Consider the following 22380-nt stretch of genomic DNA (forward strand, 5'->3'; position numbering starts at 1 on the left):
ATGCCGGTCCGAAGCTGCGCGACGCCATGAAGGGCCACGGCGACTGGGACATCGAGATCATCAAACGGTCCGACACAGCATCGGGTTTCGAGGTGCTGCCGCGCCGATGGGTCATCGAGAGAACATTCGCCTGGCTGGGCCGCTCGCGCCGCCTCGCCAAGGATTGGGAGGCGACGACCGCAAGCTCCGAGGCATGGCAGCTGATCGCCCATATCCGCATTCTTGTCAGACGCTTGGCTTGATATGAACCGCGCCGGGTTTGCCGGAGGCTCCAACTCTTGAGTAGGATGGAGCATCATGAGCAAGACGACGAACAGATTTTCCCCGGAAGTGCGCGAGCGGGCCGTGCGGCTGGTTCTCGACACCGAGGCCCAACATCCGTCGCGCTGGCAGGCGGTGATGTCGATCGCGGCGAAGATCGGCTGCACGCCGCAGACCCTGAACGACTGGGTCAAGAAGGCCGAGGTCGACAGCGGCCGGCGCGCGGGCATCCCGACCGAGATGGCCGAGAGGATGAAGGCGCTTGAACGCGAGAACCGGGAACTGCGCCAGGCGAACGAGATCCTCCGCAAGGCGTCGGCTTATTTTGCGATGGCGGAGCTCGACCGCCGGTCGAAGTGATGGTGGGTTTCATCGACGCGCACCGGGATGCGCATGGGGTCGAGCCGATCTGCGCGGCGCTGCCGATCGCCCCGTCCACCTACTATGATCATCTGGCGAAGCGGACTGATCCAGCTCGCCTGTCGGACCGTGCCCGCCGCGATGAAGCCCTGCGGCCCGAGATCCGCCGTGTTTTCGAAGAGAACTGGCGTGTCTATGGCGTCCGCAAGGTCTGGCGCCAATTGCGTCGCGAGGGCTTCAAAGTTGCCCGCAGCACAGTCGCGAGGTTGATGAGGGATATGGGTATTCAAGGCATTATCCGCGGCAAGCCGCACAGGACGACGATCCCTGACAAGAAGGCGCCGTGCCCGCTGGACAAGGTGAACCGCCAGTTTCGGGCGCCGGAGCCCAATATGCTCTGTGTCAGCGACTTCACCTATGTCGCCACCTGGAAAGGCTTCGTTTATGTCGCCTTCGTCATCGACGTTTACGCCCGAAAGATCGTGGGCTGGCGCGTCAGCACCTCGGCGCATGCGGGTTTCGTCCTCGATGCCCTCGAACAAGCGGTGCATGATCGCCGCCCCGGGAAGGGAACAGGGCTGGTGCATCACAGCGACAGAGGCAGCCAATACCTGTCCATCCGCTACACCGAGCGCCTCGCCGAAGCAGGCATCGAGCCCTCGGTCGGCAGTGTCGGCGATAGCTACGACAACGCATTGGCCGAGACGATCAATGGACTGTTCAAGGTCGAGGTCATCCACCGACGCGGACCATGGCGCAGCTTCGAAGCTGTGGAATACGCCACGTTGGAATGGGTGGACTGGTTCAACAACCGCCGCCTCATCGAGCCGATCGGGAACATCCCGCCAGCCGAAGCCGAGGCCAACTTCTACGCAGCTCTGGAAACGGAACCCATGGCCGCGTAACTAACGAAACTCAGCCTCCGGCAAACCCGGCGCGGTTCACCCAGGCGGCCGCACCTGCCCTGCTGCGCGGGCTGATCTTCACCCAGACCGGCGCCGCGATGACGCCGCACCACACCAAGCGCAAGGGCAAGCGCTATTGCTACTACACCTCGATGGACGTGATCCGGGGCCAGCCAAGGGCCGAGCTGCGCGGGCCGCAGCGGCTGCCTGCGGCGATGGTCGAGGAGGCTGTGATCGCGGAAGTGCGGCGCATGCTGCGCACGCCAGAGGTGGTGGCGCGCACGGCGCGGGCACTGAAGAAGGAACGCGCGGATCTTGACGAGAACACCGTCGTCGCCACGCTCGCGCAGTTCGATGACATGTGGGCCGCGTTGATCCCGGCCGAACAGGCGCGCGTCGTGCAGCTCTTGGTGGCCCGGGTCACGGTGGGCGAGGACGGGATAGACATCGACCTGCGCCACGACGGGCTTGGCGCCTTGGCCAGCCTGCTGACGCCGAAAACGGAGGACGCCGCCTGATGCCCGCGCAAGACACGATCCGCGTCCATGTGCCGCTCACCTTGCGCAAGCGCGGTGGCCGCCCGCGCATCCTGCCGCCCAAGGAGATCGAGACCGCAACGCCCAGCGGTCAGGATCCCCGCCTCCTGCGCGCCATCGGCCGGGCGTGGCGCTGGCGGAAGATGCTCGTGAGCGGCGAGGTCGCCACGCTCACCGATCTCGCCGCCGACGAGGGCCTCTCCGACCGCTACCTCAGCCGCCTCACCCGCCTCGCCTGGCTGGCGCCCAAGGTGCTGGAACGCCTCGTCATCCACCGCGAACCCTGCGCGATCACCATCTATGAGCTGTGCCTGATCGCCTCGCTGCCTTGGGAGGAGCAGGTGGAGAAGGTTTTTGCGTGACCGTCAATGAAAGCTCGCCTGAAATGTCGTCGGCGTCAGCGAGACATGTGCATCGAGCGGCGGGCGGAGTTCGAAGGCTTTGGGCTCGCGCGAAAACCGGTAGAGCCTGAACAAGCACCATTCCTTGCGTCGCTCCTCGGCCACGGCCAGTTCGTTGCGGCTGATGTAGAACGGCGTGCGTTCCCAGCCATTCGTCGTCTTCACCTCGATCAGACGGGGCCGGCCGTCTCGTTCAAAGCTGGCGATGTCATAGCCCGCACCGTCGCCGTCCTCCTCCGACACCCAGCGGACCTTTCGCGCCAGGTCATCCCGCCCGGCGGCCTTGAGCGTGGCCCGCTCGTGGGCCAGCACGCGTTCCTCGCCGGCACGGCCCAAGGCGCGGTTGCGCGCGTCCCGGCCCGCAACGTCGAACTTGGCGGCCACATGCAGCATCTGCTCCAGCTCTTGCGGGGGCGGCTGGTTCGAGAGCGTCGGCGCCGGGCCGACCCAGAGCGGCGCGGCCTCGCGCAATCCGGCGGCCGTCTTGGGCAGCCGCCCCAGCCACGCGGGATTGAGCGCCAACCACCGCGCCACCGCATCGATCAGGGATGTCTGGAAATTGAAGGCGGGCTTGTAGCCCGGGATCCAGTCCTCGCCCAGCCCCTTCAGCACCGCGCTGATGTTCTGGTGCTTGAACTCGACCGATCCCTCGGACCGGCCATTCAGGAGCGGCAGGAGCGCGCGGCGATGTTCGGCCTTGTTGTAGGGCCGCCCGGCCAGATCATCGGCCAGCATCGCGAAGTAATCCGCGACGATCAGGTCGTTTTCTTCATCGGTCCAGGGCGCGTTCGACATCGCGGCCCAGGCTAGAGACGAAATGCGCGTTTGTCATCAAGGCTTTCGCGGTCGGACGGGTGACATATGCCGTCATCCGTACGCGCCAGACTGCCACCAGGCCCAGCCACTACGCCTCCTGTTAGTTTGGGCCGTGTTTCGCTTGCAGGCATTGGAAACAGGGGGCGAAGTTTTGGCGGGGCTGGAACTCAGGCCATTCAAAATGCTTAAGAAAATCACACCGAACCGAATTGCGTGAGGTTCGCTCGACCAGAGACAGGAGGGCATTCAGAGACCGAAACCGGGGGTGCGGCCCGTCTCAGGGGTTCGCACCCATCCCGCAAACCCCTTTGAAAACAGGGAAAATTCCGGCGCTGGCCGGGGGCGGTTCGAGTTTCGCAATGGTGATGGTGGCGGAGAGGGTGGGATTCGAACCCACGGTGGAGTCACCCCCACAACGGTTTTCGAGACCGCCCCGTTCGACCACTCCGGCACCTCTCCGCAATCTTTGGCGCTGGGTCGAGCGTGGGCGCTTCGTAGCGCGCGGCGCTCGGGGTTTCAAGAGCAAAAAAGGAGGGCCGGCCGTCGCGGTCGTTCGACCGGCCGCGCGCCTGCCGGAGCGCCCTCCTCTTGCCCAGACTGCGCAACCCAAGGGCCTGAACACGTTGAGCTTCAGGCTGCCGGGCGCATCGGGGGCGACGACATCCCGCGTCGCCGCATCCGAGCGATCGACCATCTGCCCCAGGACGGGCCCCACGCGGCGCCGACCGCGCACGCCCCTGCGCAGGGCCCCAGGCGACCGCCCCGGCGCAGCCACCCTCGCCGGACGCCCGGGATGGCGGCGCAGTCCTGCCCATCAATGCGCGTGCGCCCTGCCGCAGCGGCGCGCAACGCCTCGGCGCCCGCGCCACATGGCCCTGCGGGCGCGCGACCATTCGCGGCCACGCCTGCCGGAAACTCGCCGGCCCCCGGAGCGAGTCGCGCACGGCGATGGCCAGGCCGGCCGATCATGGCCGCTTCTGCGCCGGGCCGGGACAGGACGCGCCGCCGCTCCGCCGGCCCTTGCTCTCGCGCGTCGATCGGACAGCCTGCACCCTTGGACCCGAGGCCAGAACGCCCCCGCCGGCCCACGGCAAGGCGCTTGATCCGCTGCGCATCCTCGACGCCGGGCAACCGGGCTGGACGATTGTGGCCAGAGATGCGAGCGGCTCGACGGTTTTCCGGCACGGCAGGGGGACCCATCCAGACAAGCGGCCCGACGCCGAGGCGGGACAGGCGCGCGCGAATGGCCGCGGCGCGGGCCCCGAACCTCGCCATCGCGCGGCGCGCGGCTGGCGGCCGGAGATGCCGCCCCGCGCCGGCTTTCCGGTCTCAGTGCGGCGAGACGGGTCGCATGCGCGGCGGCGCGACGGCCGGCCGGCGCACGCCGACGTCCCGCAGGGTCTGGCTCCGCGAATCCGCCGGCCCGCGGACGGCCCCCGCGCCGCGGCGCTTTGCGGCCTATCCGACGTCCGCACGCGAGGGCATGGCCTCACGGCTCATGAACACCGCGGCGCCGGGCCCGGTCGCCCGGGCGATCTTGTCCGAGGCCCTGGCCGCGCCGCGCGGCCGATGCGCGCGGGGCGCTGCGACGACGAACGCCTGGCATGGGAAAAGGAGGGCCCCTTGCGAAGGCGTGCGGGCGCCTTCGCCGCAGCCGCAACCGACCAGGCCGCCGGCGCGCGCCCGGTCGCCGACCTTCACGCGAAGACCATGCCTTGCCCGGCGCGCCAGGGCGCCAACGCTCATGAAAACTGCATATGAATCAAATGCTTTCCCACCAGCGCACAGGTTCCGGCGCAGCGCGCCTGCGATGGATTTGCAACGCTCCCGAACACCGTGGCCGCCGCCTTCCTCCGCCGCGAAATTTCTCTTGAAAACATTCAGGACCGTCGTATTCGAGATGGCACTTCCGACCGCGGCGACAGCAACGACGATGATCGCGCGACGGCCCGGCCGGATGCTGGGAGAATGGCGCGCATGGACGACGCCCCCGACTTTTCCTCGGCCACGCTGGACGCCGAGGAACCTCCAAGTATCGCCGACATCGCTGGTTTTGGGGCGAACGCCCCGATCAGGCGGACCCGCCCCGCGGCGCCGCGCTCCGAGCGCTTTGTCCAAAGCGCCCGCAGCCGGGCCTTTCGGCGGCGGTTCTACCCGGAAGCGGACGCCGCGCAGTGGGCCGACTGGCGCTGGCAGCTGCGCGCGCGCATCCGCGCCCAGGCCGAGCTCGAGCGCATCTTCGCGCTGAGCGCGGATGAGCGCGACGCCGTCGCCCGCCGGCGCGGGGCCCTGCCGGTGGGAATCACGCCCTATTACGCGAGCCTGATGGATCGCGAGAACCCCGCCGATCCGCTGCGCCGCACCCACATCCCGGTCGGGCAGGAATATGTCCGCCTGCCGGGCGAGGCGGACGATCCGCTGGCCGAGGATCACGACGCCGCCGTGCCGGGGCTGGTGCACCGCTACCCCGACCGGGTGCTGTTCCTGACCACGGGCACCTGCTCGACCTATTGCCGCTACTGCACGCGCTCGCGCATGGTAGGCGATCCGGGCGGCGAATACGGCTTCTCGCGCCGACAGTGGGAACGGGCCATCGCCTATATCGAGGCGCACCCGGAAATCCGCGACGTGCTGCTCTCGGGCGGCGATCCGCTGACGCTGGCCGATGACAAGCTCGACTGGCTGCTCGGGCGGCTGCGGGCGATCCGGCATGTGGAGTTCATCCGCATCGGCACGAAGGTTCCGACGGTGCTGCCCATGCGCGTGACCCGCGCACTGACCAAGGTGCTGAAACGGCACCACCCGCTGTGGATGAGCCTGCACTTCACCCACCCCGCCGAGCTCACGCCCGAGGTCGCCGAGGCCACGGCGCGGCTGGCCGATGCGGGCATTCCGCTGGGCAGCCAGACGGTGCTGCTCAGGGGCGTCAACGACGACATCGCGGTGATGAAGCCATTGATGCAGGGGCTGCTGCGGCTGCGGGTGAAGCCCTATTACCTCTACCAGTGCGACCCGATCTCGGGCTCGGCGCATTTCCGCACGCCGGTCTCGAAGGGCCTCGAGATCATCGAGGGGCTGCGCGGCCACACCACCGGCTATGCCGTGCCGCAATACGTCATCGACGCGCCGGGCGGCGGCGGCAAGATCCCGCTTCTGCCCGACTACGTCGCCGGGCGAGACGGCGACGACCTGATCCTGCGCAACTTCGAGGGCGGCCTCTACCGCTATCCCGACCCGGGCGGACGGATCGGGGCGGAGCGCGGCAACCCGATGGCAGAGGGGGCACCGAAATGATGCGCGTGGGCTTCGTCTATGACGCCCGGGCCGAATATCTGGCCGAAGGCTACGATCCGCTCGACGTCGCCGAGTTCGACGAACAGGTGACGATCGACGGCATCGCCGAGGCGCTTGCCCGCCAGGGCTGCGAGGTGACGCGCATCGGCCGCGGCCGGAACCTCGCCCGCCGGCTGGCGGCGGGGGAGCGGTGGGACCTGGTCTTCTCCATCGCCGAGGGGCTGCGCGGCCGCGCGCGCGAGGCGCAGGCGCCCGCCCTGTGCGAGATGTTCGACCAGCCCTACGCCTTCTCCGACCCGCTGACCATGGCGGCGACGCTCGACAAGGCGGCGGCCAAGCGGCTGGCGCGCGACCAGGGCGTGCCGACCGCGCCCTTCGCGGTGCTGCGCAGCGCGGGGGATGCGGCGGCGGTGGACCTGCCCTTCCCGCTCTTCGTCAAGCCGCTGGCCGAGGGCACGGGCAAGGGCTGCGCGCTGGCCTCGCTGGTCGCCGACCGCGCGGCGCTGGCGGCGGCGGCCGGGGCGCTGATCGACCGCTTCGCCCAGCCGGCGCTGGCCGAGACCTACCTGCCCGGGCGCGAGTTCACCGTCGGCATCCTGGGCAACGGCGATGCGGCGCGGGCGATCGGCGTGCTCGAGATCATGGTCCGTCCCGAGGCGGGCGATCCCATCTATTCCTTCGAGAACAAGGAGCTGAGCGAAGAGCGCGTCGCCTACCGTCTGGCCGACGATCCCGAGGCGCTGGCGGCGGCCGAGGTGGCGCTCGCCGCCTTCCATGCGCTCGAGTGCCGCGACGCCGCGCGGGTGGACATTCGTTCGGATGCCGAGGGCAGGCCGCAGTTTCTGGAGGTCAACCCCATCGCCGGGCTCAACCCGGTGCATTCCGACCTGCCGATGATCGCGCAGATGGCCGGGCATGATTTCGACTGGCTGATCGGCCAGATCCTGGCCGCCGCCTGCGACCGGCTGGGGCTGGCCCGCCCGGCGCGGAGGGCGGCGGCATGAGCGCGCGCCGCTTCGCCCCCGTCGTTCACGCTGCCCGCCCCGACCGGCCCGACGAGCAGGACACGGTGGACACGGCCAGGGCGATCGCCGCGGCGCTGACCCGCCAGGGCTGGGACAGCCCGGTGATCGACCTTGGCGCCGATTTCGCGCCCGCCCTGCGCCGGCTTGCCGCCCGCGCGCCGGCGGCTGTGGTCAACATGGTCGAGACCGTCGCCGGCGACCCGCTGCGCGCGGCCGAGCCGGCGCGGCTGATGCAGGCGCTCGGGCTGGTCTTCACGGGCGCGGATGCGGATGCGCTCGAGGCGACGCTGATCAAGACCGACGCCAAGCGCCGCCTGCGCGCCGCCGCCCTGCCCACCCCCGACTGGTGGACCGCCGGCGAGGCCATCCCGGGCGATCTGCGCGTGATCGTCAAGTCCGACAGCGAGCACGGCTCGCTCGGCATCGACGCGGGCTCGATCGTGCCGGGCGCGCGGGCGGCGGCCGAGATCGCGGCCCGCGCCGCGCGCTTCGGCGGCGAATTCTTCGCCGAGGCCTTCATCGAGGGGCGGGAGTTCAACGTGGCGCTGCTGGAGGCGCTCGAGGGCGGCGCGCGGGTGCTGCCGATCCCGGAAATCCTGTTCGACGCCCTGCCCGCGGGCGCCCCGCACATCGTCGATTACGGCGCCAAGTGGGACCCGGCCTGCCCCGCCTATCACCACACGCCGCGCCGCTTCGGCATCGAGACGGCCGAGCCCGCGCTGGCCGCCGAGCTGGCCCGCCTGTCGCGGGCGGTCTGGGATCTTTTCGGCCTTGCGGGCTATGCGCGGGTGGATTTCCGCGTCGATGCCGCCGGCCGCCCCTGGGTGCTGGAGGTCAACGCCAACCCCTGCCTCGCCCCGGACGCGGGCCTTGCCGCCGCCGCGGCCGAGGCCGGGCTGAGCCATGACGCCCTGGTGGCCCATGTGCTTGCCGTCGCGCGCGCACGAACCCGAAAGGCCGCCTGAGATGTTCCGCATCCGCAAGCTCAAGGACGCCCGCACCCCCGCCAGCCGCGAGACGGTCGCCGAGATCCAGGACATCCTGCGCGCCCAGTTCCCCGGCATGTCCGAGGCGATGATCGACAAGCTGCCGACGCAGCTGGAAGATCCCCTCGCCCCCGGCTTCGTCTCCGAGATCCTCGTGGCCGAGAACGGGCATGGCCAGATCCGCGCCTTCGCGCTGATGCTCTATTTCCCCGACCTGCGCTTCGCCTGGCTCGACAGCATCGCCGCCGCGCCCGGGCGCAGCGGGGCGGGCATGGGCGACGCGCTCTATCAGGAGGTGCGCGCCGAGGCCGCCGCCCAACCCGGTTCGCGCGGGCTGTTCTTCGAATGCCTGCCCGACGACCCCAAGCTTTCGCCCGATCCGGCCACGCGCCGCCAGAACGCCGCGCGGCTGCGCTTCTACGAGCGCCACAATGCCTTCCCGGTGATGGGCACGGCCTACGAGACGCCGCTCAATCCCGGCGATGCCGACCCGCCCTACCTGATGTTCGACGGGCTCGACCGCTTCGACCTGCCGCCGCGCGCGCGGCTGGCCGAGATCGTCGAGGCGATCTTGCGCCGCAAGTATGGCGAGCTCTGCCCCGAGGACTACATCCGCAAGGTCGTGGCCTCGGTGCGCAAGGGCGCCCCGCATCTGCGCGCGCCGCGCCACGTCAAGCCCGCTCCGGCCGCGGCCGCGCCCGAGGGGCCGACCATCCCGCTGGTGGTGAACGACCGCCACCAGATCCACCATGTGCGCGAACAGGGCTATGTGGAATCGCCCGTGCGCATCCCCGCGATCCTCAAGGAGATCGAGAAGACCGGCCTTTTCCGCCACGAACCCGCCCGCGCCTTTCCCGACCGCTGGATCCGCGAGGTGCATGACGGCCATCTCGTGGACTACATCCGCCAGGCCTGCGCCGAGCTTCCCGAGGGCAAGTCGGTCTATCCCTACGTCTTTCCGGTGCGCAACGCCGCGCGGCTGCCGAAAGAGCGCTCGGTGCTGGCGGGCTACTGGTGCATCGACACCTTCACGCCCATCAACCGCAACGCCTGGCCGGCGGCGCGGCACGCGGTGGACTGCGCCCTGACCGCCGCCGATCTGGTCGCCAAGGGCGCGCGCGCCGCCTATGCGCTGGTGCGCCCGCCCGGCCACCATGCCGAGCGCCGCACCTTCGGCGGGTTCTGCTATTTCTGCAACGCCGCCATCGCGGCGAACTACCTGTCGAAGCTCGGGCGGGTGGCGATCCTCGACATCGACTATCACCACGGCAACGGCCAGCAGGACATCTTCTACGAGCGCGACGACGTGCTGACCGTCTCGATCCACGGACACCCGAGCTTCGCCTATCCCTATTTCACGGGCTTCGCGGACGAAACCGGGCGCGGGCGCGGCGCGCGGTTCAACCTCAACATCCCGCTGCCCGAGACCATCGCCCCCGAGGAGCACCGCGCCGCCATCGCGCGGGGGCTGAAGCGCATCGACCGCCACGATCCCGATTTCCTGGTGCTGGCGCTGGGCTACGACACGGCCAAGGGCGACCCGACCGGCACATGGTCCAACCGCGCCGAGGATTTCCGCCAGATCGGGCGCATGATCGGCGCGGCCGGCCTGCCGACGCTGGTGGTGCAGGAGGGCGGCTACCGGGTGCGCACGCTTGGGACGAATGCGCGGCAGTTCTTCGTCGGGCTCGCCGAGGGGATCCGCGCCGCGCCGCAGCGCGCGCGCAAGGCGCCGCGCCCCGAACCGGCCGCCGCGCCCGCCGTCGCCTGGCGCGAGGCGGTCGCGGCCGAGGACGCGCCCCGCATCCGCGCGCTGGTCGCGGCGACGGGCATGTTCTCGCCCGCCGAGATCGACATCGCCGGCGAGCTGGTCGAGGAGCGCGTCTCGCGCGGCCGCGCCTCCGGCTATGAATTCGTCATCGCCGAACGCGGCGGCGAGATCGCGGGATATGCCTGCCACGGGCCAACGCCGGGCACGCGCGGCACATTCGATCTCTACTGGATCGCGGTCGCGCCCCGGGCGCAGCGCGAAGGGCTGGGGCGCGAGATCCTCGCCCGCGTCGAGAGGGCCGTGCAGGCGGCCGGCGGCGAGCGCCTGGTGGCCGAGACCTCGAGCACCGAGCGCTACGCCCCCACCCGCGCCTTCTACCGCCGCAACGGCTTTCGCAAGGCGGCCGAGATCGCCGACTTCTACGGCCCCGGCGACGGCAAGGCGATCTACGTCAAGACGCTGCGCCAACCCGCCTGACGCCGCTCGAACGCGCATCGCTTCGCCCCTGCATCGGGCCGGAGCGGGCGCGGGCGACGCCCGCCTTCCAAGACATGGCAGCGCGAAACGGCGCCGGGCGTTCCGCGACCCGGCGGCCGCCGGTCGGAACGGGCGCCTCGTCCCGCCGCCGAAGAAGGGAACGACGGCGGCGGGCGGGCCGGGCGAAGCCCCGCGGTCAGACGCCTTCGCCTGTCAGCGCCCTGATCGCCCGCATCGTTTCGTTCACTTGACGCGGATCTTGCGCCGCGGGATGCGGCGCGGCGAAGCGGCCGGCGTCATTGTCGAAATACATTCCCGAGGCCGTCGCGAACTCGTCCGACAGCGCGGCGCGGCGCAGGATTTCGGCGCCGATCCGCAGGTCGGCCCCCGCGACGCCGAAGCCTTCCCTGACCATTTTCGTCGCCAGCAACGAGCCGGGATTGATGGCGACGAAAACCGGGCCGTTCGGATGCTTGCGCGCCATCTCCTGCGTCCAGATCGTGAGGGCCAGCTTGCTTTGCGCATAGGCCTCCATGTCGGAAAGACGCCGCTTGCCCAGCATCGCCGCCACATCCACCGGCGCCTGCGCCGCCGAGGACAGGTTCAACACGCGGCCCTCGGGCGGGATGATCGGCAGCAGGCGTTCGGTCAACACGACAGGCGCCAGCGTGTTGACGACGAAACGCACATCCAGCCCCTCGGGCGTTCGCGTCTGCGCCGTCTTGAGGACGCCGGCATTGTTGATCAGCACGTCCAGCCGCTCGTGGCGCGCGCGCACCGCGTCGGCCAGCGCGCGCACCTCATCGAGCCGCGAAAGATCGGCGCGATATGTTTCGGGCCGCCCCCCGACCGCGCGCGCCGCGGCGGCCAGCTTGTCGGCGCTGCGCCCATGCAGCAGCACCTTGTGGCCGTCGGCCGCCAGCATCCGCGCGGTCGCAAGCCCGATGCCGTCGGTCGCGCCGGTGATCAGGATGGCGAGGGTCATGATGTCTCCTCCGCGTTGGAAAACCCTGGCAACGCTTGCTCGGCAAGAAGGCGCAGCATCTCTGCCGCCTCGGCGCGGTTCAGGCGCGGTTCAAGCGCAGGTTCGGCGCGACATGATCGACGCGCGGCCTTCGGATGTCCGCAAGATGCCGCCGCAGGAACCCCGCGCCGGCGCGAAAGCACGGGCGAACGGGCTGCGGCGGCGCGGGCGCGCGCCGCTCCGAGGGCGCCCGCGCGCCCCCGGAACGCGCCCCGCTCCGCGGCGGCTCAGAACCAGGAAACGGTTTCCTCCATCGTCCGCCGGGTCTTGGGGGACTCGGGATCCCTGGCGCGATAGCCGAAGGCGAACATCACCGCCGGCTTCCACTTGTCCGCGTCCACGCCGAAATGTTCGGTCAGCGTCCGAGAGGTCAGCTCCATGTCGAAGCCTTCCATCGGGCAGCTGTCGATGCCCATCAGCGCGGCCGCCGTCATCATGTTCGCCAGCACGATATAGGCCTGCTTGCCGGACCAGTCGACGATCTCGCGGTCGGTGACGATCTTGTGATCCTCGGCCTGGAACTTGGCGTAGGCGGCGTTGAAGATCTCGATCACCTCTTCGGGCAGATGCTTGACCCGGCGGTAATGGTCTTGCAGATGCTCCGATCCCGCCTTCATCAAAGCGCCGGTGGCGGCCAGGATGATGCCGAAATGGCTGGCGGTCCCGAGCTGTCCCGCGGAGCCGTTCATCATGCCGTTGGCGCCCCAGGAGAATTCGCGCAAGAGCTCGCGCTTTTCAGGCGACTGGATCATCAGGATGCGGAAGGGCTCGTGACCGAACGAGGTGGGCGAAAGGCGCCCGGCCTCGAGAATCACGTTGAAGTCTTCCTCGCTCACCTTGCGCTCGGGGTCGAAGATCTTGGTGGCGTGGCGGAAGTTGAAGGCGTCGATGATCCGCCGGCGGATGTCGGGGGAAGTCCTGGAGAATGCGTTCATCTGGTTCATCCTTGATGCTCGGTCTGTCTGGCCGTCGGCCTTGGGCTGGAGCGAAGATATCCCTTGATGTTTCCGAATGAAGATGGGCAGATCGGAGTTCAGTTTTCGCGATCGAGATATAATCGGCGATGGACACCGACAGCCTGCGCCTGTTCGTGATGGCCGCCGAGCGGCTGAACATTTCGGCCGCCGGGCGCGAGCTGGGCCTTGCCCCGGCGGTGTCCAGCGCCCGTCTGGCGAAGCTGGAACGGGAGCTGGGCGTCGAGCTGCTGCACCGCAGCACGCGCAAGGTGTCGCTGTCGCTGGAGGGCGCCGAGTTCCTGCCCTATGCGCGCGAGATCCTGGCCCAGGCCGAGGCGGCGCGGGCGGCGCTCGGCGGGGGCGGCGGCGCGCAGGTCAGGGGAACGCTGCGCTTCGCCGCGCCCAGCAGCTTCGCCCAGCTTCACATCATGCCGCTCTTGCCCGCGTTTCACGCGCGCCATCCCGATCTGACGCTGGACATGCGCTTGTCGGACAAGCCGTTCGACGCGATCGAGGGCAGCTTCGACCTTGCCCTGCGCAGCGCGCCGCTGGCCGACAGCAGCCTGAAGGGGCGCAAGCTGGGCGACGACGTCCGGGTGCTCTGCGCGACGCCCGAGCATCTGAAGACGCACGGAACGCCCGCGACGCCGCAAGGCCTGGCGGGGCGGCCCTTCATCGCGTGGGCCACGCGCGAGCCGCGCGAGCTGATCGACTCGCGCGGGGACAGGTTCGTTCTGCGCCCAGACGCCATGCAGTGCCGGACGATCGTCGACGACGGCGCCGCGCAGCGCGCGGCGACGCTGGCCGGGGCGGGGCTGTCGATCAACTCGCTATGGAGCGTCGCGCATGATCTGCGCGCGGGCCGGCTGGTGCGCGTGCTTCCCGACTGGCGCCTGAACGACCGGTCGGCGCTGTGGCTGGTCTATCCGCGTTCGAACGTTCTCACTCCCAAGACGCGCATCTTCATCGACTTCCTCGTCGAGAAGCTGGGCGGCTTGCCGAATTCCGACTGGAGCGCGCCCGACGCGCAGGGCCCGGCCTGACCCAAGCACGCGAGGATGCGCGACCGGCGCGTCTCGAGGCGGCCGACGCGCCAAGTCCCGCCATCGCCGACGCAGCGCGGCCAACGGACGCTCATGCGCGCGTCAAGCCTCGCGATCGCAGGCGGCATGCGCATCTTGCGCGCCGCGCTCCGGGGCATCGCCGCGCGCCGCCCAACCGCGCCCGGGAAGAACATGCGAAGGCCGAAGCCGGCCATGGCAGGGCCGCCGCCGCCGCGCACGCGCGGCGGCGGAACCGGTCATGGCCCCTCGCCCGCGATCCCCTCCTCGGTCACGATCGCATCGAGCGGCACGTCGTGCGGTTGCGCAAGGATCGTGGACAGCCGCGCCGCCGCAAGCCCCACGCCGATGGCGAAGGGGCGCGGGGCGAGCGCGGCCAGCGTGCGGTCTAAATAGCCGCCGCCATAGCCCAGCCGCCAGGCGGCGCCGTCCGCGTCAAGCGCCCAGCCGACGAGCGGAGCGAGCGCGATCTCGGGAACGAGCGGCGCCGCATCGGGCGGCGGCGAGGGGATGTTCCAGACCCCGCGCACCATCCGCGTCGCGGGCGTCCAGCGGCGAAACGCCAGCGGCGCCGCCTTGCGTTCGACCACCGGCAGCGCGACGAAGGCACCGGCCTCGTGCCATCGGGCCATCGACGCGCGCAGGTCGAGCTCGCCCTTGATCGGCCAGTAGGCCGCGATCGCCCTGCCCTTCAGCGTGCCGAACCGGTCCGACAGCAGGCGCGAGAGATGTTCCGACGCCGCGCGCGCGATCCTGGCGCGCTGCGCCGCGCTCAGCGCCCGACGCCGGGCCAACAGCCTTTCGCGCTCGGCCCGGCGCCAGCGCGCCACGTCGCGGGCCTGTCGGGAGTCCGTCGCCAGCGGATCGAAAAAGCCCGGGTCCTGCTCATGCGCCAGGCAGGGCGGCGAGGCGTAGCCGCGCGGGGCGTCGTCAGGATCGCTCATTCGCGGCCCCCTTCCGGTCAAGGCGGGCAGGCGCCGCCGCGGCTTCGCGCATCATCGCCTCCATTCCCATGCATCCCCTCATTCATACCCCGGCGCCCCCGTGCAGGACGACCCCCTCCTGCGCAGGGGGCGCGCCTGCACCCTGGCATGGCGTGACCTTGGGATCCGCCCCTCCTGCGCGGCCGAGCGCGCCCATCGCGGCATCGGCGCGGCCGGAAACGCGGCCTTGTCCTTGAGCCCGTCGGGGCGAAACCCAACCTAGCGCCGACCGCGAGGGGCGCGAGGGGCGGCAGACGGTCCGAGCCGCGAAGCCTTCCGGCCGGCGCAGAGGATCCGGGCGCGGATCGTCTCGGCAGGCGGCCGCCGCAAGCCCGGCGCCATCCCGCGCCGAAGCCCCCCGGCGATGCGCTCGGGCGCCCTGCCCTCGCGCAGAGGATGCTTCGCACGGCCCCGAGGAGCGCCGACCACGCGGCAGCTGCCCGCCATCGACGATCGGCGCGCGATCGGCGGCGCACTCCGGCGCATCGGGTCCGAGCCCGGGGCCGATCGTCGAGGGCGGGCGCCGCCCGGATGCCCCGCCCGGCGGCGTTCGGCGCGGCGGTCCGCTCCCCCTGGCCGACGGCCAAGGCGATCCGGCGCGGGCGGGGCCGTCTTCCGCTTGCCGACGGCCGATGCCGGATCCGCCGACGGCGCCGCGCCGCAGCCGCGCATTCACGCGGCGGCGGCGAAGATATCCGGCTTTCAGGACAAGCGGCCCGGCGGCCCCAGGACCAGGGCGGCGCAAAGCCCGGGCGCATTGTCGCTCAATTCCAGCCGGCCGCCATGCAGCCTCGCGATGGCGGCGACCAGGCTGAGGCCGAGCCCCGTTCCAGGCCGGCTTCGGCTGCGGTCCAGACGGTAGAAGCGCCGCGTGACCTTGTCGCGCTCCTCGGCCGGAATGCCGGGGCCGTCGTCGCAAACCGACAGGCGGACCCCTTTGCCCTCGGCGCGCGCGGAGATCGCGATCCGGGCGCCCGGGGGCGTGTGGCGCAGCGCATTTTCGACGAGGTTGACCAGCGCTTGCGAGACGAGTTCGGGATTGACCTCGGCGATGACCGGGTCCGGCGGCAGGCTCAGCGTCAGCGCATGACCGCTCTCCTCGGCCACGGGCAGGAGCATCTCGTGCACGTCTTGCGCGATCTGGCGCAGGTCGGTGGGGCGGGCCTCCAATGCCATGTTGCCGGTCTCGATCTGCGACAGCTGCAGGATGGCGTCGAACCCGGCGGCGATGCCGTCGAGGCTTTCCAGCGACGCGACGATGGCGGCGCGCGTGTCTTCTGGCAGGTCCTGGCGCAGGGCTTGCGGCTCGAGCCGCAGGCGCAGACGCGTGAGCGGCGAGCGCAGGTCGTGGGCGATGTCGGCCGATACCTGCGCCAGCCTTTCCACGTTGGCCTCCAGCCGCTCGAGCATGGCGTTGATGCCCGCGATGACTTGCGCCAGATCGTCCCTGGGCCCGGCCTCTTCATGGCCCCGCGCCGCGAGGTCGCCGGCGGCGACCCGCGCCAGCAGCCGATTGATTTCGGCCACGCGGCGCGCATCCCGCCGGGCCGCGGCCACCGCCAGAAGAAGCGTGGCCAGAACCGCCGCGCCCAGACCCCAGGCGATGGACTTGATCAGCACCTCTTCGCTGTCGGCGATCCACTGGCTGTCGCGCGCCACGACGATCCAGCCCTGCCCGGTGCGCACGCCCCAGGCGTAATAGACCTCTCCCTCCTCGGCGCCCGGATCGGGGCGAAGGGTCATGTCGCGCCCCGCCACAAGCCGGCGCGGCCCCTCGAAGGGTTGGGGCAGCGTCATGTTGCCCGCCGAAGGGCCGCCCTCTGCGGGCACGAAGGCGAAGAGCGTGTCGTGCCCGTCGCCGAACGCGGACTCGATCCCGATTTCCCGGATCAGTTCATCGCGGCCGCTGCTCGCAAGCTCCTGCGCCAGCGCCTCGGCCTGTGCGCGGGCGTCCTGGCCAAGCCGGTCCTCGAGCTCGCCCCGCATCAACGCCCAGGCAATGGTCCCCGCGACCAGCGCCGCAAGCACGAACAGGGCCGAAAGGCTGAGCGCCAGCCGTATCGCCGAGGGCGTCCGAAGGGTGCGCAGGACCCTTATGGCTCAAGGACATAGCCGACGCCGTGCAACGTCTTCAGAAGCGGCTTGTCGAAGGGCTTGTCGATCTTTGCCCGCAGGCGGCTGGTATGGGTCTCGACCACGCTGGTCTTGGGGTCGAAGTGGATGCCCCAGACCGCGTCGAGCAGCATGGCGCGGGTCTGCACGCGCCCCGGCCGCTCCATGAAGTGCCTGAGTAGCAGAAACTCGCGCGGTTGCAGGTCGATGCGCTGGCCGTCGCGCGTGACGGCGCGGGTGATCAGGTCCAGATGCAGCGGGCCGACGGTCAGCTCGGTGACTTCCTTGCGCTCCTTGGGGCGGCGGGCGATGGCGGCGATGCGCGCCGACAGCTCGGCCATGGCGAAGGGCTTGACCACATAGTCTTCGGCTCCGGCGCCCAGCCCATCGACCTTGTCGTTCACCGAACCCAGCGCGGTGAGTAAGATGACGGGCGCCTCGATCCTGGCCGAGCACAGCGACTTGACCAATGACAGCCCGTCGAGCCCCGGCATCATCCGATCGACGATGAACATGTCGTAATCGCCGCTCATGGCCTGCGCCAGCGCCTCGCGCCCGTTCAGCACATGATCGACCACATGGCCCTCGCCGGCCAGACCCTTGCGGATCCACTCGCCGGTTTCCCGATCGTCTTCCGCCAGAAGTATGCGCATCTCGTCCGCCCCATCGCGCCGCTCTTCATCCGTAGCCCACCGAAACGGGCCGGCACAAGGCCGGCCCGTCGCGTCGACCCGGCCGGGATCAGCCCTCGCCGTCCTGGTCGCCGTCCTCGTCCTCGCGGTCCTCGGCCGCCATCTTCTTGGCAAGGACCTTGCCGGTATCGGCGTCGATCATGAGTTCGGTCTCCGAGCCGTCCTTGGCGATCACCGAAGCCTCCCAGACGGCCTTGCCCTTCTCGACCTCGAAGCCCACTTCCGACAGAACGCCCGGGGCGGACTGAAGCGCGATCCGGCCCGCATCGGCCAGCTGGACCTTGGCGGCCTGCAGAGCCTGCGCCTCCATCAGGTCTTCCTTGTCCCGTTCGCCGGCGCCCGCGGCGATGGCCAGACCCGCGCCCGAGACGGCGACGGCGCCCAGAACGGCGGCGATGGTCAGGTTGCGTTTCATGCTCTGTTCCTTTCGGTTTCCAGGACGCCGGAGCGGCGCCCGATGCGAAAGAAGATGGGCGCGCCGCGCCGGGAATGCCTGACCGGATGCTTACTACTGCGTAAAGGGGCGCGACGCCGCCTCACAGATCCATGCCGCCGCCCGAAATGCTCCGCCGGGCGGCGTTCAGCGCGTCGAGCGCGGCGACCGCGCGCTCGGGCGCGGCGGCCGCAACCGCGATGAGCAAGCCTTCGAGCAGCGCCAGCGTGCCCGCATGCATGCCGAAGCCCCGGGCGCGCCCGCGCGGCGCCCTCAGCGTGACCCGCGCGCGATCATCGGGCAGGCGGTCGCCGGCCGAAGTCACGAGCACCGAGAACAGGCCCAGCGCCTGCGTCCGGTCGAACAGGGCGCGGACCTCGGGATAGAGACGGTCATGGGCCAGCGCCAGCACCACGTCGCCCCTTGCGACCCCGACAAGGTCATCGGCGAACTGGAGGCCCGAGCTGGTGAGCGCGCGCGCGTCGATCCCGAGCCGCGCCAGCTGCGCGGCCATGTAGCCCGCGACGAAGCCCGAGGGCCCGATGCCGAACGCATGCACCCGGCGCGCGGCGACGATCTGCTCGGCCACTTGTCTGATCTGCGCGGCGTCGATGCGCTCGATGGCGTCGAGCGCCGCGCGCAGGGCGTTCACGGCGCCGGCGAGGGGTGCGCGCGCATTCGCACGGACGACCTCGCCGGCCATGCGGTCGGTCAGCGAAAGATCGCGGCGCAGATCCTCGGCCAATGCGGTGCGCAGGGCGTCGAGCCCGCCAAAGCCGAGCTTTCGCGCCGTCCGGATGACGGTGGCGTCGCTGGTCCCGGCCTCGGCGGCGATTCGGGCGGCCGAGGCGTGCAGCGCAGTCTCGCGATGTTCGGCCAGCCAGTCGAGCACGCGCGCCTCGGCCGGCGAGGCCTTGGGCGCGAACGCGGCGATGCGGGCCGAGAGCGGCGGGTTGGGCATGATCGCGCCATCCATGTTGCAAACACGACAATAAGGGCGTATCCGGATCCGAGACAAGTCGCATTTGCGACGCAAGGCAGGGAAAGCCCATGCCCCCCGATTTCTGGACCGTCGACTTTCCCGCCATCGCCGCGGCCTTCCTCGCCTCGATCGTCGAGGTGGTCGAGGCCTTCACCATCGTCCTGGCCGTCGCCGCCACGCGCGGCTGGCGCCCCGCCATCGCCGGCACGGCCGCCGCGCTGGCGGTGCTGGGGTTGATCGTGCTGATCCTGGGGCCAGCGCTGCAGTTCATCCCGATCCACATCCTGCAGCTCGTCGTGGGCATCCTTCTGCTGCTGTTCGGCATGGGCTGGCTGCGCAAGGCCATCCTGCGCGCGGCCGGGGTCATGCCGCTGCATGACGAGATCGAGGCCTTTGCCGAGGAAACCGCCGAGTTGCACGCGCAATCGGGCGCGCCGCGGACGCTGCAATGGATCGCCGGCATCGCCGCCTTCAAGGCGGTGTTGCTGGAGGGGCTGGAGGTGGCCTTCATCGTCGTCGCCGTCGGCGCCGGAAAGGGGCTGTTGTGGGAGGCCTCGCTCGGCGCTCTGGCCGCCTACGCGCTGGTGCTGATCGTCGGCGCGGCGGTGCACAGGCCGCTGTCCCAGGTTCCCGAGAACACGCTCAAGTTCGGCGTCGGCGTGATGCTTTCGGCCTTCGGCGTGTTCTGGACCGGCGAGGGAATCGGCGTGGAATGGCCGGGCGCGGACCTGGTCCTTCTGCCGCTTGCGGCGCTGTTCCTGCTGGCGGGGCTGGTCCTGGCGCGCATCGCGCGCGCCAGCTTCGAAAGGGGGCCGGCATGACGATTGTGCGCGATGTCCTGAAAGAACTTTTCAAGATGTTCGTGGCCGACTTTCGGCTGACGACGGCCATCCTCGCGGCCGTCGTTGGCGTTGCGGCCCTGCTCGCCCTGGGCGTCGTCGGCCCGATGACCGCCGGACTTCTGCTTGCGGCTGCCTGCGTGGCGGTTCTGGCCGAGGCAGTCCTGCGCGAGGCCCGCGCACGAAACAGGGCCTGATCCGCCCTTGGCAGGCCGACCCGTTACGAAAATGCAAGATTGCCGCCAGACTCCCCGGCCAGACGTTCCCTATGTGCGAACCTGAGGAAGCGATCGCCTTGGCTTCACGGTCCTTCCAATTCAGGAACCGGTGAATCCGACAACCGAGGGGAACCACGATGAACGGGACGGTAACGGCGAACAAGATCGCAGAGGTCACGATCCTTTTCTGAATACTGAAGATCATAGCAACGACCCTTGGCGAGACCGCGGGCGACTTCATCTCCCAGACGCTGGGGCTGGGATACTATGCCGGTCTGGGAATAACGGGCGCGTTCCTGCTGATCGTCCTTGCGTGGCAGATCCGCGCGCCGACCTTCCACCCGGCCCTGTTCTGGACCGCGATCGTCGCCACGACCACCGCCGGGACCGAAGTCTCGGACCTGATCGACCGCACGCTCGGGCTGGGCTACGTCGGGAGGTCTGCGTTGCTCGCGGCGGGGCTCATCGCGACGCTTCACGTCTGGCATCGCCGGGACGGCGATCTGCGCGTGGACCCGATCACCCGCACGGATGCCGAGATCATGTTCTGGATCGCGGTGGTGTTCTCGAACTCGCTGGGAACCGCATTCGGCGACATGCTGGTGGATGTGATCGGACTGAGCTTCATCGAGGGCGCGATGGTCACCGCGGGCGTGATCGCCCTGGTCCTGGTCCTGCACTATGCCAAGGCGATGAACGACGTCGCGCTGTTCTGGCTGGCCTTCATCTTCACCCGTCCGTTCGGAGCCACTTTCGGCGACTTTCTGACCAAGCCCCTGTCGCATGGCGGGCTTGATCTGGGCACCTACAATGCGGCCGCCGTATGCCTTGGATTGATGAGCGTTCTGATCCTTGCGTCCATGCAGCGGCGCAAGAAGCGCCTGGCCGTTCAGGCCGCGCAGGGTCGCGGCGACCGGAGCCCCGCGCGGCGCGATGGCCAACAGCGCCCTTGAGATCGCGCAGGATCTTCGTGACAAGGGCCGCGGCCATCGGCCATGGAAAACGGCAAGCCCCGGACGCGGCGCCGGGGCTGCTTGCGCATCGCCGCCAAGGTTGAGGGAATGAGCGAAGAAACCGGAACCGATGAATCGCCGACGGCCGGGCGTCTGAACGCGGTGCGCCGCTTCGTGCCCGTGGCGCTGGGATTGGGCCTCTTCGCGCTAGGCGTCTACGCCCTCCATCGCCTGCTGAAGCCCGTGAAGGCCGCCGACGTGATCGCGCAGGTGCGCGCGACGCCCTAGACGCCGCTGCTGGCCGCCTTCGCCGCCACGGCCGCGGGCTATGTCGCGCTGATCGGCGACGACTGGTCGGCGCTGCGGTATCTGGGCAAGAAGGTGCCCCTGCGCATCGTCGCCGTGGGCGGTTTCCTCGGCTACAGCTTCGGGAACACGATCGGCATCAGCGTCGTCTCGGGCGGCGCGGTGCGCTACCGCATCTATTCGGCCTTCGGCCTCAACGCGTTCGAGGTGGCCTCGGTTTCCGCCTTCGTGGCGCTCGCCTTCGGCTTCGGGATCACGGTGATCGGACTGGGCGCGCTTGCCATACACCCTTACGCGCTCGAGGGCATTGTGCCTTTCGCGCCGGCGACGATCCGCGTCTGGGCGGGGCTCGGGGCCGTGGCGCTCGTCGCCCTTCTCGGCTGGCTTTCGCTCACGGGCGCGACGCTGCGCATCCGCAAGGCCGAGATCTCGGCCCCCTCGCCCGGCATCCTCGTCGGGCAGCTGGTCTTCACCCTCATCGACACCGCCATGGCGGCGCTCACGCTCCATGTCCTGCTGCCGCAGGGGGCGCCGGATTTCCTGACCTTCCTCGCCATCTTCTCGGCCGCCGCCATGGCCGGCGTGCTCAGCCATGTGGCCGGCGGCGTCGGCGTGTTCGAATCCGTCGTCATCGCCGCCATGCCCGCCGGCGTGCCGCTCGAGCAGGTGGCCGCGGCGCTGCTGCTTTACCGGATCATCTACTATCTTGTTCCCTTCGCGCTGGCGCTTGGCGTGGTGGCGCTGAACGAGGGGCGTCTGGCCGGCGGCCTGGCCGCCCGCCTGCTCGGCGAGGTGCCCGAGCCGCTCAAGCCGATCATGAAATCGGCTGTCTGCCGTCAGCGCCCATGGGCCAATTTGAGGTGATTGCGCCACGGAGGGTTTCCGGCTCATCGTAGACGCCAAGGATCGAAGATGAGACGGAAACCCGTGAAGGAAGAGACGACGTCAGAGCCGAACCCGAAAAGAGTTGAGCGATCTCAGCAGGTTGT

At 70.0% G+C, this 22380-nt stretch carries 22 protein-coding genes, 1 tRNA gene, 1 pseudogene and 1 other annotated feature; of the genes and pseudogenes, 15 read left to right on the top strand and 9 right to left on the bottom strand.

Annotation, left to right across the window (positions count from 1 at the left end):
- The 4 genes from LY05_RS14350 to LY05_RS14365 all read left to right on the top strand — a co-directional run.
- On the top strand, nucleotides 1-242 hold a 242-nt coding region (locus LY05_RS14350), incomplete at its 5' end, for a transposase (RefSeq protein WP_148923610.1).
- A gap of 55 nt (nucleotides 243-297) precedes the next feature.
- A protein-coding gene (locus LY05_RS14355; protein WP_148923611.1) for an IS3 family transposase occupies nucleotides 298-1526 on the top strand; the annotation gives its coding sequence in 2 pieces (ribosomal slippage) (nucleotides 298-586 and nucleotides 586-1526; 1230 coding nt in all).
- Nucleotides 579-695, top strand: a sequence feature (AL1L pseudoknot). Its footprint overlaps the gene before it by 117 nt.
- A gap of 98 nt (nucleotides 1527-1624) precedes the next feature.
- Entirely contained in the window at nucleotides 1625-2044 is a 420-nt protein-coding gene (locus tag LY05_RS14360; protein ID WP_249041962.1) for a site-specific recombinase, read from the top strand.
- The gene (locus LY05_RS14365) at nucleotides 2044-2424 is read left to right on the top strand and encodes a hypothetical protein (RefSeq protein ID WP_148923612.1); all 381 of its coding nucleotides are present in this window, start codon (nucleotides 2044-2046) and stop codon (nucleotides 2422-2424) included. The genes LY05_RS14360 and LY05_RS14365 overlap by 1 nt, the downstream gene beginning before the upstream one ends.
- 3 nt (nucleotides 2425-2427) lie before the next feature.
- Here LY05_RS14365 and LY05_RS14370 read toward each other — a convergent pair whose 3' ends face one another.
- Both LY05_RS14370 and LY05_RS14375 read right to left on the bottom strand, forming a co-directional pair.
- Nucleotides 2428-3258: a protein NO VEIN domain-containing protein gene (locus LY05_RS14370; protein WP_148923613.1), complete on the bottom strand. Its 831-nt coding sequence runs from the start codon at nucleotides 3256-3258 to the stop codon at nucleotides 2428-2430.
- A gap of 390 nt (nucleotides 3259-3648) precedes the next feature.
- A tRNA-Ser gene (locus LY05_RS14375) sits at nucleotides 3649-3738 on the bottom strand.
- A 1518-nt stretch (nucleotides 3739-5256) separates the two neighbouring features.
- Here LY05_RS14375 and LY05_RS14380 point away from each other — a divergent pair.
- From LY05_RS14380 to LY05_RS14395, 4 genes are read left to right on the top strand one after another with little or no spacing between them, the layout of a single operon-like run.
- On the top strand, nucleotides 5257-6573 hold the full coding sequence (locus LY05_RS14380; RefSeq protein ID WP_148923614.1) for a KamA family radical SAM protein: 1317 nt from the start codon (nucleotides 5257-5259) through the stop codon (nucleotides 6571-6573).
- Nucleotides 6570-7577, top strand: coding sequence for a D-alanine--D-alanine ligase family protein (locus tag LY05_RS14385; RefSeq protein WP_249041963.1), 1008 nt, complete (start codon nucleotides 6570-6572; stop codon nucleotides 7575-7577). Before LY05_RS14380 ends, LY05_RS14385 begins: the two co-directional genes overlap by 4 nt.
- On the top strand, nucleotides 7574-8563 hold the full coding sequence (locus LY05_RS14390) for a D-alanine--D-alanine ligase family protein (RefSeq protein WP_148923615.1): 990 nt from the start codon (nucleotides 7574-7576) through the stop codon (nucleotides 8561-8563). Before LY05_RS14385 ends, LY05_RS14390 begins: the two co-directional genes overlap by 4 nt.
- Nucleotide 8564: 1 nt before the next feature.
- Nucleotides 8565-10832, top strand: coding sequence for a GNAT family N-acetyltransferase (locus LY05_RS14395; RefSeq protein ID WP_148923616.1), 2268 nt, complete (start codon nucleotides 8565-8567; stop codon nucleotides 10830-10832).
- Nucleotides 10833-11028: 196 nt separating this feature from the next.
- Here the strand turns inward: LY05_RS14395 and LY05_RS14400 are convergent, their stop codons facing one another.
- On the bottom strand, nucleotides 11029-11817 hold the full coding sequence (locus LY05_RS14400; protein ID WP_148923617.1) for an SDR family NAD(P)-dependent oxidoreductase: 789 nt from the start codon (nucleotides 11815-11817) through the stop codon (nucleotides 11029-11031).
- 266 nt (nucleotides 11818-12083) lie between these two features.
- Nucleotides 12084-12791, bottom strand: a complete 708-nt coding sequence (locus LY05_RS14405; protein WP_148923618.1) for an NAD(P)H-dependent oxidoreductase — start codon at nucleotides 12789-12791, stop codon at nucleotides 12084-12086.
- A 128-nt stretch (nucleotides 12792-12919) separates the two neighbouring features.
- On the opposite strand from LY05_RS14405, the gene LY05_RS14410 reads away from it, so the two are divergent.
- Nucleotides 12920-13855, top strand: coding sequence for a LysR family transcriptional regulator (locus tag LY05_RS14410; RefSeq protein WP_148923619.1), 936 nt, complete (start codon nucleotides 12920-12922; stop codon nucleotides 13853-13855).
- Nucleotides 13856-14112: 257 nt separating this feature from the next.
- Here LY05_RS14410 and LY05_RS14415 read toward each other — a convergent pair whose 3' ends face one another.
- From LY05_RS14415 to LY05_RS14435, 5 genes are all read right to left on the bottom strand, one after another.
- Nucleotides 14113-14817 carry a 5-formyltetrahydrofolate cyclo-ligase gene (locus tag LY05_RS14415; protein ID WP_148923620.1) on the bottom strand — a complete coding sequence of 235 codons (705 nt, stop codon included), beginning with the start codon at nucleotides 14815-14817 and terminating at the stop codon, nucleotides 14113-14115.
- A 741-nt stretch (nucleotides 14818-15558) separates the two neighbouring features.
- Nucleotides 15559-16884, bottom strand: a complete 1326-nt coding sequence (locus LY05_RS14420) for a sensor histidine kinase (RefSeq protein WP_148923621.1) — start codon at nucleotides 16882-16884, stop codon at nucleotides 15559-15561.
- Between the two features lie 65 nt (nucleotides 16885-16949).
- Nucleotides 16950-17621, bottom strand: coding sequence for a response regulator transcription factor (locus tag LY05_RS14425; protein WP_148923622.1), 672 nt, complete (start codon nucleotides 17619-17621; stop codon nucleotides 16950-16952).
- 88 nt (nucleotides 17622-17709) lie between these two features.
- Nucleotides 17710-18075, bottom strand: coding sequence for a PepSY domain-containing protein (locus LY05_RS14430; protein WP_148923623.1), 366 nt, complete (start codon nucleotides 18073-18075; stop codon nucleotides 17710-17712).
- Between the two features lie 121 nt (nucleotides 18076-18196).
- On the bottom strand, nucleotides 18197-19054 hold the full coding sequence (locus LY05_RS14435; protein WP_170259022.1) for a MurR/RpiR family transcriptional regulator: 858 nt from the start codon (nucleotides 19052-19054) through the stop codon (nucleotides 18197-18199).
- An 89-nt stretch (nucleotides 19055-19143) separates the two neighbouring features.
- Between LY05_RS14435 and LY05_RS14440 the strand changes: the two genes are divergently transcribed.
- The 6 genes and pseudogenes from LY05_RS14440 to LY05_RS14460 all read left to right on the top strand — a co-directional run bounded on the left by LY05_RS14440 (nucleotide 19144) and on the right by LY05_RS14460 (nucleotide 22255).
- The gene (locus LY05_RS14440; protein ID WP_148923625.1) at nucleotides 19144-19896 is read left to right on the top strand and encodes a COG4280 domain-containing protein; all 753 of its coding nucleotides are present in this window, start codon (nucleotides 19144-19146) and stop codon (nucleotides 19894-19896) included.
- Entirely contained in the window at nucleotides 19893-20111 is a 219-nt protein-coding gene (locus tag LY05_RS14445) for a hypothetical protein (RefSeq protein ID WP_148923626.1), read from the top strand. The genes LY05_RS14440 and LY05_RS14445 overlap by 4 nt, the downstream gene beginning before the upstream one ends.
- A 224-nt stretch (nucleotides 20112-20335) precedes the next feature.
- Nucleotides 20336-20617, top strand: a pseudogene (locus LY05_RS15645) (hypothetical protein); the annotation flags it as partial.
- Nucleotides 20618-20641: 24 nt separating this feature from the next.
- The gene (locus tag LY05_RS15295; RefSeq protein ID WP_211356337.1) at nucleotides 20642-21085 is read left to right on the top strand and encodes a COG4705 family protein; all 444 of its coding nucleotides are present in this window, start codon (nucleotides 20642-20644) and stop codon (nucleotides 21083-21085) included.
- A 108-nt stretch (nucleotides 21086-21193) separates the two neighbouring features.
- On the top strand, nucleotides 21194-21373 hold the full coding sequence (locus LY05_RS14455) for a hypothetical protein (RefSeq protein ID WP_148923627.1): 180 nt from the start codon (nucleotides 21194-21196) through the stop codon (nucleotides 21371-21373).
- 93 nt (nucleotides 21374-21466) lie between these two features.
- The gene (locus LY05_RS14460; RefSeq protein WP_148923628.1) at nucleotides 21467-22255 is read left to right on the top strand and encodes a putative bifunctional lysylphosphatidylglycerol flippase/synthetase; all 789 of its coding nucleotides are present in this window, start codon (nucleotides 21467-21469) and stop codon (nucleotides 22253-22255) included.
- Nucleotides 22256-22380: the final 125 nt, after the last annotated feature.

This window comes from Oceanicella actignis, assembly GCF_008124525.1.
GTDB classification, from domain to species: domain Bacteria; phylum Pseudomonadota; class Alphaproteobacteria; order Rhodobacterales; family Rhodobacteraceae; genus Oceanicella; species Oceanicella actignis.

What these genes read in the sequence shown, in the direction of transcription:
- LY05_RS14370 (WP_148923613.1), bottom strand. Translation starts at nt 3,258, where the DNA reads ATGTCGAACGCGCCCTGGACCGATGAAGAAAACGACCTGATCGTCGCG.
- LY05_RS14395 (WP_148923616.1), top strand. Translation starts at nt 8,565, where the DNA reads ATGTTCCGCATCCGCAAGCTCAAGGACGCCCGCACCCCCGCCAGCCGC.
- LY05_RS14390 (WP_148923615.1), top strand. Translation starts at nt 7,574, where the DNA reads ATGAGCGCGCGCCGCTTCGCCCCCGTCGTTCACGCTGCCCGCCCCGAC.
- LY05_RS14360 (WP_249041962.1), top strand. Translation starts at nt 1,625, where the DNA reads ATGACGCCGCACCACACCAAGCGCAAGGGCAAGCGCTATTGCTACTAC.
- LY05_RS14440 (WP_148923625.1), top strand. Translation starts at nt 19,144, where the DNA reads ATGCCCCCCGATTTCTGGACCGTCGACTTTCCCGCCATCGCCGCGGCC.
- LY05_RS14380 (WP_148923614.1), top strand. Translation starts at nt 5,257, where the DNA reads ATGGACGACGCCCCCGACTTTTCCTCGGCCACGCTGGACGCCGAGGAA.
- LY05_RS14405 (WP_148923618.1), bottom strand. Translation starts at nt 12,791, where the DNA reads ATGAACGCATTCTCCAGGACTTCCCCCGACATCCGCCGGCGGATCATC.
- LY05_RS14430 (WP_148923623.1), bottom strand. Translation starts at nt 18,075, where the DNA reads ATGAAACGCAACCTGACCATCGCCGCCGTTCTGGGCGCCGTCGCCGTC.
- LY05_RS14400 (WP_148923617.1), bottom strand. Translation starts at nt 11,817, where the DNA reads ATGACCCTCGCCATCCTGATCACCGGCGCGACCGACGGCATCGGGCTT.
- LY05_RS14365 (WP_148923612.1), top strand. Translation starts at nt 2,044, where the DNA reads ATGCCCGCGCAAGACACGATCCGCGTCCATGTGCCGCTCACCTTGCGC.
- LY05_RS14425 (WP_148923622.1), bottom strand. Translation starts at nt 17,621, where the DNA reads ATGCGCATACTTCTGGCGGAAGACGATCGGGAAACCGGCGAGTGGATC.
- LY05_RS14410 (WP_148923619.1), top strand. Translation starts at nt 12,920, where the DNA reads ATGGACACCGACAGCCTGCGCCTGTTCGTGATGGCCGCCGAGCGGCTG.
- LY05_RS14455 (WP_148923627.1), top strand. Translation starts at nt 21,194, where the DNA reads ATGAGCGAAGAAACCGGAACCGATGAATCGCCGACGGCCGGGCGTCTG.
- LY05_RS14415 (WP_148923620.1), bottom strand. Translation starts at nt 14,817, where the DNA reads ATGAGCGATCCTGACGACGCCCCGCGCGGCTACGCCTCGCCGCCCTGC.
- LY05_RS14385 (WP_249041963.1), top strand. Translation starts at nt 6,570, where the DNA reads ATGATGCGCGTGGGCTTCGTCTATGACGCCCGGGCCGAATATCTGGCC.
- LY05_RS14435 (WP_170259022.1), bottom strand. Translation starts at nt 19,054, where the DNA reads ATGCCCAACCCGCCGCTCTCGGCCCGCATCGCCGCGTTCGCGCCCAAG.
- LY05_RS14445 (WP_148923626.1), top strand. Translation starts at nt 19,893, where the DNA reads ATGACGATTGTGCGCGATGTCCTGAAAGAACTTTTCAAGATGTTCGTG.